Origin of the sequence: Laceyella sediminis, assembly GCF_003003125.1 — a bacterium.
Taxonomy (GTDB): domain Bacteria; phylum Bacillota; class Bacilli; order Thermoactinomycetales; family Thermoactinomycetaceae; genus Laceyella; species Laceyella tengchongensis.
This window is the reverse complement of record NZ_PVTZ01000004.1, coordinates 109,729-128,512: the sequence shown is the minus strand read 5'-3', so window position 1 is coordinate 128,512 and position 18,784 is coordinate 109,729. Positions and strand designations below refer to the sequence as shown.

General features: G+C 45.7%; 21 protein-coding genes. 12 read left to right on the top strand and 9 right to left on the bottom strand.

Annotation, left to right across the window (positions count from 1 at the left end; genetic code table 11):
- Positions 1-215 precede the first annotated feature (215 nt).
- Entirely contained in the window at positions 216-998 is a 783-nt protein-coding gene (locus CLV36_RS06770) for an arylamine N-acetyltransferase family protein (RefSeq protein WP_106342127.1), read from the top strand.
- 106 nt (positions 999-1,104) lie between these two features.
- Here the strand turns inward: CLV36_RS06770 and CLV36_RS06765 are convergent, their stop codons facing one another.
- The 3 genes from CLV36_RS06765 to CLV36_RS06760 form a co-directional block, all read right to left on the bottom strand.
- Positions 1,105-1,647 carry a GNAT family N-acetyltransferase gene (locus CLV36_RS06765; protein ID WP_106342126.1) on the bottom strand — a complete coding sequence of 181 codons (543 nt, stop codon included), beginning with the start codon at positions 1,645-1,647 and terminating at the stop codon, positions 1,105-1,107.
- A 152-nt stretch (positions 1,648-1,799) separates the two neighbouring features.
- Positions 1,800-1,928, bottom strand: coding sequence for a hypothetical protein (locus CLV36_RS17830; protein WP_281257240.1), 129 nt, complete (start codon positions 1,926-1,928; stop codon positions 1,800-1,802).
- 414 nt (positions 1,929-2,342) lie between these two features.
- Positions 2,343-2,954: a superoxide dismutase gene (locus tag CLV36_RS06760; RefSeq protein WP_106342125.1), complete on the bottom strand. Its 612-nt coding sequence runs from the start codon at positions 2,952-2,954 to the stop codon at positions 2,343-2,345.
- Between the two features lie 404 nt (positions 2,955-3,358).
- Here CLV36_RS06760 and CLV36_RS06755 point away from each other — a divergent pair, with 404 nt between their 5' ends.
- From CLV36_RS06755 to CLV36_RS06745, 3 genes are all read left to right on the top strand, one after another.
- Positions 3,359-4,294 carry a zinc-binding dehydrogenase gene (locus tag CLV36_RS06755; protein WP_106342124.1) on the top strand — a complete coding sequence of 312 codons (936 nt, stop codon included), beginning with the start codon at positions 3,359-3,361 and terminating at the stop codon, positions 4,292-4,294.
- Between the two features lie 196 nt (positions 4,295-4,490).
- Entirely contained in the window at positions 4,491-5,582 is a 1,092-nt protein-coding gene (locus CLV36_RS06750) for a PAS domain-containing sensor histidine kinase (RefSeq protein WP_106342123.1), read from the top strand.
- A complete protein-coding gene (locus CLV36_RS06745; RefSeq protein WP_102992553.1) occupies positions 5,554-6,210 on the top strand; it encodes a response regulator in 657 nt (218 codons plus the stop codon). Before CLV36_RS06750 ends, CLV36_RS06745 begins: the two co-directional genes overlap by 29 nt.
- Positions 6,211-6,309: 99 nt before the next feature.
- Here the strand turns inward: CLV36_RS06745 and CLV36_RS06740 are convergent, their stop codons facing one another.
- From CLV36_RS06740 to CLV36_RS06725, 3 genes are all read right to left on the bottom strand, one after another.
- Positions 6,310-6,681, bottom strand: coding sequence for a DUF5367 family protein (locus tag CLV36_RS06740; protein ID WP_181352858.1), 372 nt, complete (start codon positions 6,679-6,681; stop codon positions 6,310-6,312).
- Between the two features lie 10 nt (positions 6,682-6,691).
- The gene (locus CLV36_RS06735) at positions 6,692-7,279 is read right to left on the bottom strand and encodes a TetR/AcrR family transcriptional regulator (protein ID WP_102992551.1); all 588 of its coding nucleotides are present in this window, start codon (positions 7,277-7,279) and stop codon (positions 6,692-6,694) included.
- A 464-nt stretch (positions 7,280-7,743) separates the two neighbouring features.
- On the bottom strand, positions 7,744-8,244 hold the full coding sequence (locus CLV36_RS06725) for a GIY-YIG nuclease family protein (protein ID WP_106342121.1): 501 nt from the start codon (positions 8,242-8,244) through the stop codon (positions 7,744-7,746).
- A gap of 340 nt (positions 8,245-8,584) precedes the next feature.
- On the opposite strand from CLV36_RS06725, the gene CLV36_RS06720 reads away from it, so the two are divergent.
- The 3 genes from CLV36_RS06720 to CLV36_RS06710 all read left to right on the top strand — a co-directional run bounded on the left by CLV36_RS06720 (position 8,585) and on the right by CLV36_RS06710 (position 10,413).
- Positions 8,585-9,214, top strand: a complete 630-nt coding sequence (locus CLV36_RS06720) for an HD domain-containing protein (protein ID WP_106342120.1) — start codon at positions 8,585-8,587, stop codon at positions 9,212-9,214.
- A gap of 52 nt (positions 9,215-9,266) precedes the next feature.
- Positions 9,267-9,728, top strand: a complete 462-nt coding sequence (locus tag CLV36_RS06715) for a hypothetical protein (RefSeq protein WP_181352856.1) — start codon at positions 9,267-9,269, stop codon at positions 9,726-9,728.
- A 349-nt stretch (positions 9,729-10,077) separates the two neighbouring features.
- Positions 10,078-10,413, top strand: a complete 336-nt coding sequence (locus tag CLV36_RS06710) for a hypothetical protein (protein ID WP_106342119.1) — start codon at positions 10,078-10,080, stop codon at positions 10,411-10,413.
- A gap of 73 nt (positions 10,414-10,486) precedes the next feature.
- On the opposite strand, the gene dinB is transcribed toward CLV36_RS06710, so the two are convergent.
- Positions 10,487-11,533: a DNA polymerase IV gene (gene dinB, locus CLV36_RS06705; protein WP_106342216.1), complete on the bottom strand. Its 1,047-nt coding sequence runs from the start codon at positions 11,531-11,533 to the stop codon at positions 10,487-10,489.
- A gap of 217 nt (positions 11,534-11,750) precedes the next feature.
- Here dinB and CLV36_RS06700 point away from each other — a divergent pair, with 217 nt between their 5' ends.
- Positions 11,751-13,505 (top strand): cell wall-binding repeat-containing protein, encoded by a 1,755-nt coding sequence (locus CLV36_RS06700; RefSeq protein WP_181352855.1) that lies wholly within the window; start codon positions 11,751-11,753, stop codon positions 13,503-13,505.
- A gap of 853 nt (positions 13,506-14,358) precedes the next feature.
- Here CLV36_RS06700 and CLV36_RS06695 read toward each other — a convergent pair.
- The gene (locus CLV36_RS06695) at positions 14,359-14,964 is read right to left on the bottom strand and encodes a tetratricopeptide repeat protein (protein ID WP_106342117.1); all 606 of its coding nucleotides are present in this window, start codon (positions 14,962-14,964) and stop codon (positions 14,359-14,361) included.
- A gap of 159 nt (positions 14,965-15,123) precedes the next feature.
- Between CLV36_RS06695 and CLV36_RS06690 the strand changes: the two genes are divergently transcribed.
- The 4 genes from CLV36_RS06690 to CLV36_RS06675 all read left to right on the top strand — a co-directional run bounded on the left by CLV36_RS06690 (position 15,124) and on the right by CLV36_RS06675 (position 18,103).
- A complete protein-coding gene (locus tag CLV36_RS06690) occupies positions 15,124-15,603 on the top strand; it encodes a MarR family winged helix-turn-helix transcriptional regulator (RefSeq protein WP_106342116.1) in 480 nt (159 codons plus the stop codon).
- A 105-nt stretch (positions 15,604-15,708) separates the two neighbouring features.
- Complete coding sequence (locus tag CLV36_RS06685; RefSeq protein ID WP_106342115.1) at positions 15,709-16,911, top strand: ArsA family ATPase; 1,203 nt, start codon at positions 15,709-15,711, stop codon at positions 16,909-16,911.
- Between the two features lie 93 nt (positions 16,912-17,004).
- A complete protein-coding gene (locus CLV36_RS06680) occupies positions 17,005-17,505 on the top strand; it encodes a pyridoxamine 5'-phosphate oxidase family protein (protein ID WP_181352854.1) in 501 nt (166 codons plus the stop codon).
- A 151-nt stretch (positions 17,506-17,656) separates the two neighbouring features.
- Entirely contained in the window at positions 17,657-18,103 is a 447-nt protein-coding gene (locus CLV36_RS06675) for a hypothetical protein (protein ID WP_106342113.1), read from the top strand.
- 53 nt (positions 18,104-18,156) lie between these two features.
- Here CLV36_RS06675 and CLV36_RS06670 read toward each other — a convergent pair whose 3' ends face one another.
- Positions 18,157-18,657, bottom strand: coding sequence for a GNAT family N-acetyltransferase (locus CLV36_RS06670; protein WP_106342112.1), 501 nt, complete (start codon positions 18,655-18,657; stop codon positions 18,157-18,159).
- Positions 18,658-18,784: the final 127 nt, after the last annotated feature.

Sequence of the window (18,784 nt, the reverse complement as noted above, 5' to 3'; positions counted from 1 at the left end):
AAAAGAAGGTTTTATGTTGACCAATGATTTGGACTTTCGTTCAAAATCGCGCTTGCGTGACTTGTATGAACAACATAAACTCCGGGTCCGCCGTTGCTTAAAAAGGAACTACGACGAATTTGGCTTTTTGTTTCGTAATTTCCAAGGATTGAAAAAGAGGTGGCTGGGGTATTTATAGAATGTAGAAAAATACGCAATATTAGGAGTGGTTATTTATGACGTTGAAAATGCATGCATTGTTTTGCAAGCGAATTGGGTTTCCCGTCGATGAAAAAGTCACATTTGAAGCCTTGGGGCGAATATTAGAAAAGACAGCGACGACCATCCCGTTCGAAAATTTGTGCGTCATCCGCAAGGAAAGGAAGGCTATCACCAAAGAGAATCTGATCGACAAAGTGTTGGTGAGAAATGAAGGCGGCCTGTGTTATGAATTAAACACGCTTTTTTACTATTTCTTGTTGGAGCATGGGTTTAATGCGATCATGGTCAAGGGGGCGGTGTACAACGCCGAAAATCAAGACTTTGAGGAAGTGGGGAGAACACATGCTGTCATCTTATTGACACATGAAGGAAAAACCTATCTAGTGGACACCGGGTTCGGGGGGAATTTGCCCTTACGCCCCGTACCGATGAGCGGTGAGGCCGTCACATCGCCGAATGGGGAGTTTCGGGTGGAACAAATGGATACCGAATACGGTGATCATGTTTTGAAAATAAAAATAAAGCATACCGACAAGGATTGGCGGATCGGTTATGCGTTTGATTCCAAACACCCGGTGCAAAAGGCTACAGAATTGGAAGAGATCCAAACCATCATCGCCGAACACGAAAAATCACCCTTTAACAAAAAGCCGTTAATCACCCGATTGACGGAAGGGGGAAGGTTGACGTTAACAGAAGGTTCCTTCACGTGGTGGGTTGACGGACAGGCGACGAAAGAAGAGATTGATCAGGAAACTTTCAATGAATTGGCCAAACGGCACTTTGGTATCAGCTAGGTCGCCGATGCGCAGGAAGGCCGGTTGCTGCGGGTGTCAGCAAACTGGGCAGAAGGGAAAATGACTTGAGGCGCTATGCCACTCAAGTCATTTTTTGTTGTTTTCCTCAATCTTCTTCGTTGATGATGGCGAGATGCACATGATCTTCCCATTTTCCGTTAATCCGCACATTTTTTTTATTGATACCTTCGGTGTGGAATCCCACTTTTTTCAAGACTTGGATTGAACCGAGGTTATGAGGCATCACTCCTGCTTCAATCCGGTGCAATTTCAGTTCGTTGAAGGCATAGGAGACGACAAGGCGGACGGCCTCGGTCATATAGCCTTTGCCGTTGTGACGTTTATCCAGATAATACCCGATCCAGCAACTCTGCAAGTTATGTCGCATCACTTCTGAAAGGGTGATTTTGCCGATCAATTCCCCGTTTTTCGACAGGAAGATCCCAAACCAGTATTCTAGATCGGCAGCTTTTCTTTTCTTCATTTGCTTGAGCAGTTCCTGTTGCCTTTGCACAGTGTAAAACGCTTCGTCGCGCAAGGGGGTGTATGTTTGAAAAAAATCGCGGTTTTCCGTTTCAAGACGCGCCAAAGCCGGAGCGTCATCAACTTCTAGCATTCGGACGAAGATTTCTTTCCCTTTTAATTCCATTTGCCATAACCTCCTCGTTGATGCCCCAAACACTCGTCCTAGATAAAAAAACGCCACAGGTTGGCCCTGTGGCGTTGGTATTGCGATATACGAAACCACGGGGCTAACGACCCGTGGCGTGTGATCCATCCTTCATTTTATAAGCTTTCTGATCAAAGGATGACGAGTCGTTGGCAAGCTTTGTTTTTAGACAGGCTGATCCCGTGATTAGAAAGATTGTAAAAAACAGCAGTCGAGTACCCAACCCCTTTGGACGAAAACTCCAGTGATTTCTTTTTCATGTGGGCACTCTCCTTTCGCTGGTTTATCCGTATTGTAGCATTTACTATTTGCGCAAGCAACACGATTAATATTTTTAATATTATTCGGTGTAAATTGCAACCAAAGAAGGTTAAATAACTGAATTTGTAGAAAATAAAAAAACGGAGGTGAAAGCGGGATGAAATATCTGTATGGCGAACCGCCACAAGCTTAAGGTTACATAATGATTACGTCGAAAAGCGCACACAGTCAATGGATGCCAATACACATAAAGCATTAGGCCCTTCCATTGCCAGGAGGGCTTATTTCATTGCCAGAGGTGGGAACGTCAGTCTGCTTCGTTTGGTAATAATCAGTATGATTTTAAATGAAATGAACGACTGAACGCACATGGCTCAGCCGTTCATTTCTGTGCTGGCGTAATAGGATGAAAGTTATGCGCGCGCGGCAAGATAGCGCCGGTTTACTTCATCCCAATTGACCACATTCCAGAACGCTTCGATGTAAGCGGGGCGCTTGTTTTGGTATTTGAGGTAGTAAGCGTGCTCCCATACGTCCAGGCCCAAGATCGGTGTAGCTCCTTCCATCAGCGGGCTGTCTTGGTTAGGGGTGCTGGTCACAGCCAACTTGCCGTCTTTCACAACCAACCAAGCCCAACCGCTACCGAAGCGCTTGGCCGCTGCATCGGTGAATTGTTTCTTGAAGTTGTCGAAGCCGCCAAAGGTATCCGCGATTGCTTGAGCCACTTCACCAGTCGGCTCACCGCCGCCGTTGGGGCTTAAGATTTCCCAGAACAGGCTGTGGTTGGCGTGGCCACCACCATTGTTACGAACAGCGGTGCGCACGTTCTCCGGCAGCGCATTCAGGTCGGAGATCAAGGCCTCTACGGAAGTAGCGCTCACTTCCACCCCTTCCAGAGCGGCGTTCAAGTTGTTCACATATGTGGCATGATGGCGGTCATGGTGGATTTCCATGGTTTGCGCGTCAATGTGCGGCTCCAATGCGTCAAAAGCGTAAGGCAATGCGGGCTGTTCGAATTTCGCCATTTCAGAACCCTCCTATGTAATCGGTATTCCTTTCTAATTTAATTATGCAATAACTCGCTTATTTAATCAATATATTAAATTAAAAAGTATAAAAAATGACGGCCGGGAATCGCTACCGAAATGTCCGGTAGATTTTTACGCTGGATCAGTGAATTCCCTGAAATACAATTACGACCCGATGTTTTAAGATAGACGTGAAGAGTTGGCAAATGCGGCATGCCAATCGACCGGAATGCGGAGAGTCCATTGGATCGTCCTTTGCCGGAAGACCGGATACAGATTAACACAACCAACCGTTCGTCTATGACCATGATCGGCCATTACCCATAAATAAAGAAAGCCAACTCAACGGATCACTTTGCGGTGGGGATTTTAACCAACATCGGTTATGTAGGAGGAGTAAAATGAAAGTGGCTGTTGTGAATCGGTTTTTCAACCAGCTTGAACTGAAAGAGATGTCTGCGCCCTTGATTGGATCTGGTGAGGTATTGATACGAATGCATGATTGCTGCGGGGGGTGTCACATAGGATGTCACTCAACCGCCTGTGTCACAGCGGCTTCCAATCGCCCTTCGCCACAATACATGGGGATCGTATGCGGCATCGGCAAAGGGGTTTCATCGCTGGCCGTGGGTGATCGTGTTGGCCTTCCCTGTTTTCATTCTGCTTGCGGCGAATGCGGGTATTGCCGCTCCGGAAAGGAAAGGATGTGCGAACATCAGTTGGAAGACAGTGAAGAGGTGTTCGGCGACGGAGTCGATTATGGCGTTTTCCCGGCTTCGCATGTGGTCAAAATTCCTGGAAATCTGCATTTTCAAGAGGCGGCTCCTATTTTTTGCAAGGGCGTCTTGATTTACAAAGCGTTAAAAGAAAGCCGCGTCAAACAAGGTGAATGGGTAGCTGTGTTTGGAATGGCGGGCCAGGGACATCTTGCCGTGCAGTACGCTAAAGCGATGGGCTTGAGGGTAGTAGCAGTGGATGAACAGCGAGAAAACAGAGAGTTGGCGAAAAAGTCGGGGGCCGACATGGTTTTGGATACTGAAGATACGGATCCCGTTGCCGTGATTATGCAAAAAATCGGAGGTGTGCATACATCCCTCTGTTTGGATATCAGGAAAAATCCGTTCCGACAATCATACTTGGTCGTCCGGCGGGGCGGAACGGTTGCCCTGGTTTGGAGTCCCCATGAGGAGTTGAAAGTACCGCAATTCGACAAGGTGTTGTTTGGAATCAGAATTAAAGGCTCGATTGTGGGAACGAGAAAGGATGTCAAGGAAGCGCTCGATTTTGTCGCCGGTGGCAAAGTAAAGGCTTGCTTGAGAAGGTTGAGCATTGGTTAACCCCGGTTGTCTGTACAAGTGGGCGCTGGATGGGAAAAGAGGCATGACGGGGGAGCACCCATCAGGGAATTCCCCCATGGCGAAGTCTGCCTGCTCCAAGGTAGACTAAGAGTGGTGGTTACATTTCAGTGATCCATAGCAAGCACCCCCGGGCGGTAGGGGTGCCATTCGATCTGTTTGGAGGAGGGGGCGACACATGATGACTTATTTGAGCGGCGAGAGCGACTTGGTTGTTCCTTCTTATTATGAGGCCATCTTTCAGCACGCGGCGGATGCGATCTTTGTCGTTCAGTCCGGCGGTGTAATCCGAGAAGCCAATCAGGCCGCTCTGACATTGACCGGATATAGTCGGTCAGAATTGAAAAACATCCTTTTTTGCTCGATTTGTAAAGGAATTGCGACGTGTGTGGAGGAGGCCAGCTGTACAGGCTGTTTTTTCAACCATCAGTCGCTGTCTTCCTTTGAAATGCAGATCAGGGCCAAGGATGGCAGACAATATCCGGTGACGGCGAGTGCGGCGACCTTGCCCGAAGATCCGCTGGGTTGCATGGTCATCGTCATCAGAGATATGTCGCAATTGCAACGCACTGAGCGGGAGCGGTATCATCGGCTTGTCACCAATAAAATCATTCAGGCGCAGGAAGAGGAACGTAAAAGAGTGTCCCGCGAACTGCATGATGGTGTCGGGCAAGCGCTGTACAGCATTCTGATCGGCTTGAAAGTGATCAACCATCTCCCACTTGATGACGAGAAAAAGAGGCATTTGCTTGATGTGCAAGCGATGGTTGAGCAGACGCTGGATGAAGTGAAAAACCTGGCTACCGACTTGCGGCCGTCGGCACTTGATGACTTGGGATTTTTGCCAGCGATCCGTTCATACGCCAAAAAATTTGAAGCCACTTTCGGTATTAAGGTGGAGCTTGTGGTGAAAGGCCCCAAACGCCGCTATTCGTCCACCGTTGAGACAGCATTGTATCGGATAGTGCAAGAGGCGATGATCAATGCAGCCAAATACGCGGCTACCGACAAAATCAAACTCAGCCTAATTGACACCACGGCAGAGGTTCGCCTGTTCATCGAGGATTTCGGCAGAGGCTTTGATCCGTCCCAGGTGGAGGGAGAGGGGACCGGATTAGGTTTGTACGGGATGAAAGAGCGGGCCGCGCTGTTGGGGGGAGCATTGCGGATCGAATCAGCTCCTAATGAAGGCACGATGGTGTATGTTCGTATACCAATAGACAGAGAGGGGGAGTCTGTTCATGCCGACGAGGGTACTCATCGCGGATGATCATGCCATTGTCCGCTCAGGGCTGACATTGCTTATCAATTCTCAGCCCGACATGGAAGTGGTTGGGGCTGCGATGGATGGCAAAGAAGCGGTGGATCTGTCCTTAGAACTTCAGCCGGACATCGTTTTGATGGATTTAAGCATGCCACCTGGAGAGAATGGGTTGACGGCCACCAAAAAACTGAAAGAAGCTGCTCCGGAGATCAATGTATTGATCCTCACCATGCACGATGATGAAGAATACTTGTTTCGGGTATTGCACGCGGGCGCTTCTGGATACATATTGAAAAACGCCAAAGATATGGAGTTGATCCGGGCCATACAAACTGTTTCCCAAGGCGCGGCCTATTTATACCCTTCAGCCACCAAAATGTTGATTCAAGAATTTCTCAACCGTGTGCAAAAAGGGGAACAGTTGGAGGATTATCATATTTTGACGCAGAGGGAGCAAGAAGTGCTGAGTTTGATCGCCCAGGGATACACGAACAAAGAAATCGCTGAGAAACTGGTCTTATCAGTTAAAACGATCGAATCACACAAAGCTAACATCATGGAAAAGCTGCATTTGAAAACGCGGCCAGAATTGGTTCGCTATGCTTTGAAAAAAGGGTTGCTTGATTTTGTTTGATAGACCATCGGAGATAGAAGAGAGCCGGGGCATCAGCTGTCCGGCTCTTTGCGTTATGTTTAAACAGACGGGTTGTGGGGCATATCATCGACACTTAAGTCAACTTTTTGGGGTGAATTGTTTTTTGATGAAACCACAACTGATGATGATTCCATATGCCCACAGTAACCATGCGGCAAGCAAGGTGATTTGCTGAGGGTCAAGCGCGGGAAATACGCTTTCGTGAAAGATTAAGCTGAAAATGTCAAGCAACATCCCGGGAAGGGCGATTAACACTGTACCGGGCAGCCGCTTGTCGACAGGGATGCGCTTGAGCGCCGGCAAGAGCGGAATCGCCATGATGGGCACGGCGGCGAATAGAGCGACAAGGACAATCGGACGTTCCACATTAAGCAGATTGGTACCGAACGCCCGGAAGATCAGCGTGGCGATGAGCCAAAGCGAAGTGCCGAATAATGGAAAATACACCATCAAACTCACCTCATATTTCATTCTTTTTGATTCTCTTCGTTAACAAAGATTCCAACTCGCTGTAAACAAGATCAGCAGGAAAGTTTCGATTTAACAACGCTTGCAGAGCCAATCCGTCAATCAGGGCATTGAATAAAATGCCTGCGGTTTGCGGGGACACCTCTGGGGGGAGAAATTCGGCTCCGAGCCGATCAAGTAATTGTGCTAGATAATCATTCTCCTTCTGAAACAACGTCCCCAGTTGTTCACGCATGGTTGGGTGATGAAAACTGGTGACGACGAGCGATAGGAGCACTTGATGATAGAATGACTCATAATCGCATCGGCTTCGGGCCGAATGAAGTGCTTGCGCGACGGCTTGTTTAAGATCAGAATGTTCCGTGTTGACGAGCTCGTTCCATGAAGTTTCACATATTTCTTTGACAATTTGAAACAACAATTGCTCCTTGCTCTTGAAATGGTAATACACGGTTCCTTGCGTAACGCCGGCACCTTCGGCTACTGCCTTGAGCGACAATTTGCCGATGCCGTTTTCGGCGATGCATCGCATTGCTGAGGCGATGAGTTCCTGTTTCGATATGCCATTGGGTTTAGCCACGAGCATTACCCTCCTTAGTTAGTTATCTGACTAACTAATTATATGATTTATTTTATTTGCGTGCAAGTGTGAATATTCTCCGTGGGGTGGCGATAAACGCCAAAGAGGCGCTATCCCGTTCAATTGACATCAATCATTTTTGATTTTATAACCAAAAAAATAAAAGGTGGAACAAAGTATATTGTTAAGTTGATTCTCTATATGATTTCTGGTGTGATTGGAAGTGTTATTTTATCGATTGGCCATAATCTAGAACAATTTTATATTTTTACTACAATCGTTGCGATTGGTTATTTTTTGATAGATGAGTTGAATGCTACGTTTATTTATAAAAAATAGTGTACTTTCGAACCGGCCTAAGGCAAAAGGACGTTTATATGGCAAAAATTTGCCTTTCGGCGACTTAACATAATACCCCGGAACGTTTAGCCAGCCGTGAGTGTCGGTTGGCTATTTTAATAACTTTAGCTGAAAAGACTAACTGAGTTCAAATAGCGAGGGTTGGTAGAACGATATCCGTTGTTTGTTTTTCCGTTTGGCCTGCGTTGCCCGGTCATAATCTTGTTCCGTGTTGTAGAGCTTAGAAAAGGGATACATTGCGATCCAAAACGCTTCCCGTTGCTTTCTCTTTTTCTTGTCAGATATCTTTTCATGATTTCAACTTCAAAGGCGCCGGGACCATACTTGTGGAATTCGGTTTGTAACTTCAGAGCGGGGTGATACCCGTTGGCCAATGATGTCCGATGGCTAATGATCCGTTTATTGATGCAGGAAGACTGGCCGATGTATCTTTTGCCATTAACGCCACAAATGATTTGATAGACCCCGGCTATATGAGGTTGGAAGGTGACGACATCTAGCCTTTTGTGGCGGTTTCGATTGTTTTTGTACTCAGCCCAGTTGAGAAGTTCAGCCTTCTCATCATCGGGCAGCTGAGACCATTTTTTGTTCAACTCATCACTCATTGAACATCCTCCTTTTCTTTTCTGACCGAATGGATAGTATTAAGTAATTAATTACTATGATATGCAGGGAAATCCTTTTTATTCTGATTATTTTTTAGTGGAGTGAATATTTAGTCTAGCTCCGAGAAATAAAATAAATCCCGTCTATGTATAAAAGTATCAAGATGGTAGATTGAACTCTCTTGACCCGGGGGATAACGAAATTTCACACAAAAAATCGCACTGTAATATAAAATTGAAGTGGCTAAGGAGAAAGTCATCTTGCCATACAGCAGCTGGTTGATGACTGATGAAGTTAGTTAAACACGGCACTTATTATTGAAAAGGAAGAGGGGATCACATGCATAATGATCGCAATCTTCAGCAATTGTCGGACGTTCTTTTATTGGAGCAATCCCAAGAGGTGGGTCGAGTTGTGATGGATGAGAAGGAGTTAAGTGAATATATTCCGCCAGATCGTCATCGCTATAAGCATATTCTTGGCGTTGTGGAGCGGATGAAGGAGGTATTGGCACAAATAGAGATGGAAGAAGAAACAAAGGATCTGCTTTTGCAAACGGCTTTTTTGCATGATATTGGGTACAGCGACAAGCTAAATCAATATGATTATCATCCCCTTGACGGAGCGTTTTTTGCACAACAATGCGGTTTTCCTAAACCAGTGATTGCGGCCGTCTTATTTCACTCGGGAGCATATGAAAGTGTGAAAAAGACAAGGCAGGATCTAGTTTCGATCTATGCTTACAACGCGCAATGGTTGGATGAAACCGATCGGCTGTTCATTGACTTGATTACTTATTGTGATCTGCATACATCGCCAGTGGGGAAAAAGATTTCTGTGAAAGAGCGGATAGACGATATTGTCACGCGATATGGGGCGGAGCATGAGGTTAGCCGGTTTATGATTGGAAATCTGGAGGGTTTTAAAAAGACGATCGAGCGGGTGGAGCATTTGCTAGCAAGAAAATAAAGCTACTGGATGGAATAACCAGTAGCCTAATCTTCAACATCGAGGTGTTCGATTGGTAGAAAAAATAAATGATCACAACGAGGATTGGTTTGAAGAATGGCTAATGCTACTTCCAGATGAGTTAGAGAAGTTAGAGAAGGCACTTCATCATCTTGATCTGGATTATTCGCCGGAATCGTTACTACGCTTAGAGGGTTGGATATTGGCAAATTATCCTTCAATGGATGCCATGCTGGACGATCGAGAAAAAATGACTCTAGATGCTTTGTTACGTTATGTTGGAGAAGTATTCAGGGTACATCTACAAGGGAAATGGGATATCGTACGCAATGATCCTCAATATGTCTTTGATCATCTGCCTATCATCCGTTTTTCAGGAAATATCCCGAATACCTCTCCATTATTGTTGGTTACTGCGAGCTTTGATCGACATACAGGTGAATTTATATATGATTCACTAATGAAAAAAAGGCGCTTTATGGAGAGCCAAGGGTTAATCGATGTTCAAAAGTAAAAAAGCATTATCTTAAGAGAGCCGTCTGTCGATGTAATACAGACGGTTGATTTATGTCCATAACTATGTATATACCACCAGATAGAACAGGATATATAGGTAGATTGGCAGCATGAGCCAATAAATGGCCAAAGCTATTTAAACATCTTGTACATTTCATCCTCTTATCACCGTTTAATTGCTACTTTATTATCATTTTTCATCTATTCATTCGTGTTCATTCGCGGTGTACCAACCACTTTGAATCAATCGCTTCATTTTGGAAAATTTAACATACAACAAATTATAATAATTAGATGTTATAATATTACTGCAATAACAAAAAATTAAACATCTGGAGGGAAAACGCATGAAAAAGAAAGTTGTTGCATGGTTAACCGCATTCACGCTGCTGGCGGCCCCCTTGCTCGTCAGCGGAAACGTCGCGCACGCCGCCGTGAAAGAAAGTGACGCTGTCATCCAAAGTTGTGATAAAAAGAAGTTTTTGGATGTAGGCTCCTATCTTTACTTGTATGGCGATCAATTCATTGTTCACTTTGGTGAAAGTGATGGCGTGATTGAAACCTGGTTTCAATATTCTTACCCACGGTTGAGGGTTACTGGCTTGAAAGAGGGCGAAGCAGTGATTGAAGCGAATGACGGTGGGGAATGGATCACCTATTGCATCTATGTGTCCGACCGGTAACGATAAAAAGCCAGCAAAGGCGGCCTTCGACAGATAAGGTCGCCTTTGCTGGCTTTCGATGCCATACAACCGTTTACCCTTCCTCCAGGGGGAGCGTCAATTGTTCATAGCCTCCAACCATCGATTCTAAGAAGTTGGAAAAACCCACCCCAACCAACCGAACCCCCGCTGTATAATCAAAGGCATCAAGCAACTCTTCCAATACTTTCTCCCAATCGGTGCCAGGCTCAGTTGTCCGCTGTTTGGAGCGCAACGTGAAATCAGCGTATTTGATTTTTAGGGTCAAGGTCTGCGGGGTCACCTTCTCAACGGCAATCTCCCGTTGCACTTCCGCTAACAGCTCTCTAGCTACTTCCGCGACAGCCTCCCGCTCAAACAAATTTTCAGGCAATGTGGTTTCACGACTGTGCGACTTGGGTGCCCGATCCATAACAATTTCTCGGTCATCCTGCCCCCGTGCCCGATAATACAGGGCATGGCCGAACTTGCCAAACATCCGCACCACTTCTTCCAGGGAGAGTCGCCAAAAGTCGGAAATGGTGAAGATCTCTTTTTTCGCTAGCCGTTCCTGAGATTTTTTGCCGATGCCATGAAGGGCACCGACTGGCAAATCCTTTAGAATCTCTAACGCTTGTTCCGGTCTGATGATTACAAACGCATCCGGTTTTTTTAAATCACTGGCGATTTTGGCCAAGGATTTATTATATGATAAACCCACACTACAGGTTAGCCCCGTCTCTGCCTGAATCCGCCGCTTGATTTCACGGGCGATGGGAACGGCATTGTCATAATGGGAGACATCTAAGTAGACTTCATCCAATCCCACAGTCTCATAGCGGTCACTATAAGCGGCATAGATTCGGCGTACCTCCGCCGACTTCTCACGGTACCGTTCGTACCGCACCGGCAAAAAGATGCCTTGCGGGCATTTCTTACGAGCCATCCCCATCGGCATAGCCGAACGTATCCCGTACGCCCGGGCTTCGTAACTGCAAGTGGACACCACTCCCCGTTTCTCCCGGCCACCAACGATCACTGGCTTCCCTCTCAATTCGGGGCGGTCAAGCTGTTCTACACTGGCGAAAAACGCATCGAGATCCATATGCAAAATTTTCTTCACCAGTGAATCACCTTCCATGCAAACATATATTCCTATCTTATTATGGACAGATAAAAGAAGAAATGCAACTTTAGCCGTTGTTGCACTACCCAGCCTACCTTGCTTAAGGTGCAGAGCAATCTTTCTTTCGACAAGGAAAACCGGTTCTACCATGACAAAAAATATCTTGATTTCACGAATAAATTCATATGAAATCAATTTTTTAAAAGGAGATGACATGGAGAGAATGAAGAGGCAAACCAAAAAAATCTTCCTCCTCACTGGTTTAGCTTTAACCATCGGAAGTTTGCTGGTTGTTCCACCCTCTTTTGCCCAGACCATCCCTCTGCCGCGCACAGAGACCGGCATGACGCAACAACAAAAAAACGAACAAACCTTGGACCGGATGATGCTTCAGCGCGCAGAATCCCTTGTAGGCACTTCCACCGCCGAACCTTATACGGACCCAGTCGAATACAAGGGAGAAGTAAATGAAGGTATCTCGCATGTCTACCACTTTCAGACCGTCACAGAAGGAACGATCAATCTTGACATTAAGACCGGTTTCGACCGCTTGAGCTACTCTATTGCGTCCGTATGCGAAGAGGGACAAGATGATTGTCAGACACGTTTCTATAAAGACGGGGACACGCTACCTGCCGGGAAATATCGGATGTATATTACAGAAGATATTTTGCACGATCAGGACCCCAGTGATGATTTGATCAAAAAACCATATCATTTTGTCATCAGCGGGCTGACATTCGCCGGACGGCCGGATACCACCTTGCCGTTGCTGAACATCACCAGTCCTACTGAACAGCAACCGAGGTTGCCTCTTGGTAGCGCTTCTATCACCTTCACCGGCGAAACGAATGCCACCGAGGCATACGCCCACTATATGGAAGATGGGCAAAAAACCATTTCCGGCAAGTTTTCATTCACGCTTGGTAAGAAGGAAGCGACTTATGGCGGCGTCTACTTTTATGCCTATAATGCTAACGGCAATATGTTGAACATCGATTATCATCCCTTGTTCCCTGAATTTCAGCGAATCGGTGGCAAAGACCGTTACGAAGTGGCTGTCAATAGCAATCTAGCCATGGTGGAAGCATTGCAAGAAAATGTCCACGACGGATTTGATCCCACCGGGCGTACCATCGTTATCTCTAGTGGCACCCAATTCGCTGATGCGCTGGGAGCGGGGGCATACGCCGCCAATAAAGCATATTCCTTCTTTTTGACCCCCTCTACCGGATTAACACAACAAACGATAGACCGCATTCGTCAACTCCAACCGAAGCAAGCGGTCATTGTTGGGGGAACCTCATCCGTTTCTACCAATGTTGAAAAACAATTGCGCGATCTCTCCATTGGAGTGAGCCGTATTGACGGCAAGGACCGTTATGAAGTGGCGACCGGTATCGCCGGCAAATTTAACACCTCCGGGGATACCGCCCTCATTGCCAGTGGTCAGGACTTTGCCGATGCTTTGTCGGTTTCAGCAGTGTCGGGGCGGCGTAATATGCCCTTGTTGCTGACCACAGCCCAGAGTTTACCAGACTCGGTGGTCACGTTCTTAAAGAATCATCCCAACTACACCAAGTTCGTGATCGTTGGGGGACCCGGCTCTGTGTCCGACAACGTCGCTTCCCAGCTGGCTGCATTCGGAAAAGTGTCGCGAATCGGCGGCAAGGATCGCTACGAAGTGGCCGTCAATGTGGCGAAATACTTCAAATTGGAGCCGCATCACTTTCTGGTTGCGCGGGGAGATGTCTTCTCTGACGCATTATCTATCACCCCGCTGGCCGCGTTTGTCTACTACGGCAACGCTTCTCCAATCTTGCTGACCACGACGACCGACTTGCCGCCAGTAGTGGAGCAATACCTGAACGAAAATCGCAACTTCTTGCTCAAAGGCTATGTGGCTGGGGGACAAGCTTCCATACCATTGGAGATTGAGAACAAAATCAAAGAGATGTTATCGCCTTAAGTCGTGTCTGTAGCACGTTGGCGGATAGAAGCGAGGAAAACGGTTTTTCTATTGCCGGCCACCAGATATGCACTAGAAAAAAAGCCTGCTGAGTTGATCAGCAGGCTTTAAACATAGCACATGACCTTCTTGCTACTTGTGATTTCTACCGAAACGAGATAAGGTAGGTAAGATGACGGGCATGGCTATTTGAGTTGATGTTGGTAGTATAGATATGCTAAAAAGAATTAAGGGATGAAGTGGATATTGGAGATGTACCATATCCTTTAGTGTGCTAAAAAGTCTGTGAACCTCCCGGGATTTTTGCATCATGAACGGTTCACAGATTATTTTGGTTTTTGTTATAATGAAAATGCTTGAAATGACTGAAGTTCACATACGGGTTTTAGTTGTAACCATAGTGGTATTGAAATGTAAAACTCTATGTAAAGATGGATGATGGCTATCGGTTTTAGTAGTAACCATAGTGGTATTGAAATATTCGCTCCATTCTCTCGATGCCAACGCGCAATTCGTTTTAGTTGTAACCATAGTGGTATTGAAATGCAAAGTTCTTCGTTGACATCGACAACAATCCAGCAGTTTTAGTTGTAACCATAGTGGTATTGAAATATCGGTCAACGGATTGTCAGAGGTAACGATATATTTGAGTTTTAGTTGTAACTATAGTGGTATTAGACCGCCATGAGTGATGCCTGCTGTGAAATAGATGAGAAAAGCCCGATTTCAAAGAGAAATCGGGCTTTTCCCTAATATTGTCTACTCATGCTTACTTTTTGCTGGGACTGGCAAAAGAGGAGAATATCCCTAGAGCAAGATATAAATAACAAGTGATCCGATTTTGCGGGAAAGGTCATTCACTTGGAGGAAAGGTTTTCTTCAACATATCCTTTGCCGAGCGCATACCGGTTGCTGATAAATGACGAAGAAGGTGCTCGGCTTGTTTCGGATCAGGGGCAATTCCTTCCCCATTTAAAAGGCGGATGATCCAGTCATATAGGGCATCCGTGTTGCCTTGTGCAATGGCTCGTTCATACCAAAGGCGGCCTTCTTGTTCATTCCGGGGGAGGTATTCCCCATCTAACAAGAGGCAACCCAGCTCCCACATCGCCTTTGTTTCTCCAGCTTCCGCAGCTTGCCGCAAGAGCTTTTCTCCCGTATCTACATCTCGAGCAATACATGCTTCCCCGCAGACCATTCGCCAGCCCAATTCATACATCGCTTGCGGATTTCCTGACTCCACCGCTTGCCTTAACCAGCGTTCACCAGCTACTTCCTGAAAATAAGTGCGTGAATCCATCCTTAGGCTACCGACAGTCGCCGCTTCGTTGAGCAAAGCGGCACCGATTTCACACATCAGTTTTTCCGCTTGATTTGGCAGGTGTTTTCGTAGCCATGCTTCTACGACTCGCTCCATTTCTTCGTCGGTCAGATTCGTCGGGTTTTCTTCATTACGCATTGCTAAACCTCCCTATTCGGCATGCCAATCAGTACAATCTTCTTTTATTTACCCAGTAACGAGAAGGGTTAAAAAGAGAGTCATGAATTACTTGAAAAAAGGTACGATATCGTATTAAAATAAAATCAAGTAATTTGTTGATTTCATTGGAGACGCTATATGAATCAGTTATTATCGCTCTTTCTGAAAAATTGGATGACACCTCTACTCATTGATCAAGAGATCAATGAAATTTTGAAAAAAGTGACCCGTTCCGAATTGATTGCGCTTCTCATGCTAAAACAAAGAGGAGAAGCAACCATGTCTCAGCTAGCGTCGGATATGGGTGTCCAAAAAAGCACTCTCACGAATATCAGACAACGCTTGACCAGGCGGGGCCTGATTCAACACTATCGTGATGCAGATGATCAACGCATCATTCGTCTGCGACTGACGGCAGATGGGGAAGAGCTCGCCAATCGCATTCTTGAAACGATAAACGGTGTGCTTCGAAAAATTAAAGATGTGCTTACGCCAGATGAACTGGAGCAACTCATTCATTTATTGCTCAAAGTGGCCAAAGTGGTGCAAACAGAACCTGTACAGAAAGAAGAGCAATCCAAGCCCCTATATAAACGGATTCACATTGAAGATGAGTAACTTGGGAAACACCAAGTTTCCTTTTTGCTGGATTAGTACGATATTGAACTAATTTCGTATTATCATTCATTGACTCCGTCTTTCCATTTCATACAGGAGGAAATCATGAGAATCATCATTTATACGGGAAAAGGTGGCGTGGGAAAAACGAGTATTGCTGCGGTAACAGGGGCGCGTTTGGTATCGAAAGGGTTACGAACATTAGTGATGAGTACAGATGCTGCTCATAATTTGTCGGATGCATTTCAAGTTTCGCTGGGGCCAGATCCTACGCCCATATTTGACAACTTATGGGGACAAGAAGTAGATAACCTATTGGAGACGGAACGAAATTGGGGTGTTATTCAGGCTTGGTTTGGTCGAGTTATCGATTGGTCGGAACTCGAAGATGTCAATAAAGAAGAGATAATGCATTTCCCGGGCATGGAAGAGTTATTTTGTCTGTTGAAAATCCTTGAACACGTAGAAAGCGGTCAATATGATGCCTTAATTGTTGACTGTGCCCCTACTGGAGAAACACTTCGCTTATTAAGCTATCCAAACGTGTTAACCTGGTGGTTAGAAAAAATATTCCCTCACCACCGCCGCTTGTTAAAACTGGCACGTCCAGTGGCGAAAGTGGTAACAGGTGGATTAGAACTTCCTGATAACGAAGTGATGGACAGTGTTGAAAAATTATTTCGGCGAGTTATAAGGGTTCAGCGTTTGTTGTTAGACCATTCAATCACTTCGGTTCGAATCGTTCTCAATCCAGAGAAAATGGTTATTGCTGAGGCGAGGCGATCATTTACCTATTTGAATTTATATGGGTTTAATTCAGATGCCATTATTGTTAATCGTGTCTTGCCAGAAGATGCGGATGTTGGTTATTTGGCCGAGTGGAAAAAGAGACAAATGCAATATGAAGAAGAGATTGCCAACACCTTTCATCCGATTCCGATTTTGCGAGTGCCTCTTATGAATGGGGAAGTGTCCGGCTTGCGCGCATTACATGAGTTGGCGGATATCGCATTTGGAGAAAGGAAATTGGAAGAAATATTTTATGTCGGAAAAGTGGAGGAAATCAAGCAAGAACAAGATGGATTGATCCTTTATCTCACGATCCCCTTTGTCAACAGTAAAGATATGAATCTAATACAATGTGGAGATGAGCTAACCATACAAGTGGGGACTTATCGCAGAAAAGTGATGTTGCCTCGGTCATTGACAGGAAGACCTATTTTGCATGCTCGCTTTGTCAAAAAGAGGCTTCGCATCTGCTTTGGCGAGCGTGTAACTAAGCTAAAAGACGGAGTACATGAATCATGATAAACAAAGAGGTGGCCCATCCCCGATGATGCAAGAGATGGAAAAAGACGAGAAGGCTTTTGCTCAACTGATATGAAGAAAAGAGGGAAAACCATGCAACCGTTTGAACACTGGTATACTTGGAAAGATGTTGCCTCTCAGTCATTTGCATTTTCATTTGCTACAGTCAACCCTGACGGCACTCCACATGTTACGCCGATCGGGTCACTCATACTTGATAAAGATGAGCCCAAAGGCTTGTATTTTCAGATTTTTACTTCTCAGATGACACGAAACCTGGAACACAATCATCGAGTCTGTATTCTTGCTATTAACAACAGCAAATGGTTTTTGTTACGGTCCATTCTATCCAGAAAATTTGATGCTCCTCCAGGGGTGAGGCTGTCAGGAACCGTTGGAGAAAAACGGATCGCAACAGAGGATGAGATTCAAGCTTTAAAAGAAAGTTTAGGGTTGATGGGGAAATTTTTTAAACCAGGCGCTGGTGGTTTTAATATCAAGTATGTTCGGGAGATTTACTTTGACTCTGTCAAACCCGTTACAATTGGAAAATTGACCGCGCACTTACCAGTCGAAAAAGAGAGTCACCGATAACATTACGATTGGTATCAATGACCTATTTACTCAGCTGTGATTTGTTAGGGATAGATCATCGATCGTTTCATCTTTATAGTTAACTGGGAATAAGTAAAAGAAGAACTTATCCTTTTCGTAGGGTTTTAGTATTCAAAGAAGGAGGTGTGAGATGGAGAAGAAAAAAGCAAGGGTTGGGACGCCATGGCATCTTTGGCTCGTCGGAGTATTCTTTGTCTTTCTCAATGCTTGCGGAGTTTATGATTACTTTATGATGCTTGGACACGATTCGGCTTATTACAGAATGAACAATCACGGAGAGGCTGTCGTCGCATATTTTACGGATTATCCCATTCTGTTTAATGTTTTCTGGGCCGTTAGCATCAGCAGTGGTCTGATTGCTTCCATCCTCCTTTTATTTCGCTCTCGTTGGGCGGTTTCGGGGGCGCTGATTTGCTTTGTTTCTTTAATTTGCTTAGATGTTCTGACGTTTGCATTGAGGGATCGTTGGCATGTGTTTGGGCCATGGTCAGCGCTTTTTGACATTGTCATCCTGCTCATGATGCTAGTTCTTTTCTTGTATAGCCGGAAGATGGCCCAAAGAGGCGTGTTAAAATGATGAACAAGTTGTCGAAGCAAAGAGCCGGGTAGTTGATGCCCGGCTCTTTGTCGTCATGTCAATATCTTCGCCATCAAGTATTCATCCACATACGTCCCATTTACCAGCAACGAGTCTTTTTGCAGGCCTTCAATGACAAATCCTTGCTTTTGATAAAGGCGCAATGCCCGTTCATTGTGGGTCATCACGGTGAGGCCAAGTCGATGGATCTGATGTCCTCGCGCCCATGATTCCGCGTGTTGAAGCAATTTCGCGCCCCACCCCTGTCCGCAACACGATTGCAAGAGGCCCATAGCGATGATTGCAGCATGTCGGTTGCGGCGCACGTTGCCGCGGCGCAAGCCCAAGTAACCTGAAATGAGCTGTTCGTCGGTCACCACCCACATGCGCTCGGAATCGCCCTCTAATATTTGTTGAAGCCGGATTTCTTGCTGTTGACGGGACGGGATTCGTTCACCAGGTTCAAACAGCAAAAAGTTTGTTTCGCGGTCCAATTGTTCAAAGAAGGTAAACAGCATGTCAGCGTCGGTGTGATTGACTGGACGGATATGCAAGATGAACGGATCTCCTTTCGAATAGGGGTGAAAACGCCACTATCATAACATAAAAAGAGAAGGAGCAAACGATGGTTGTTCATTCGAGCCTAAGCATAGTTGAAGCGATGAGATTCATAATATGTGG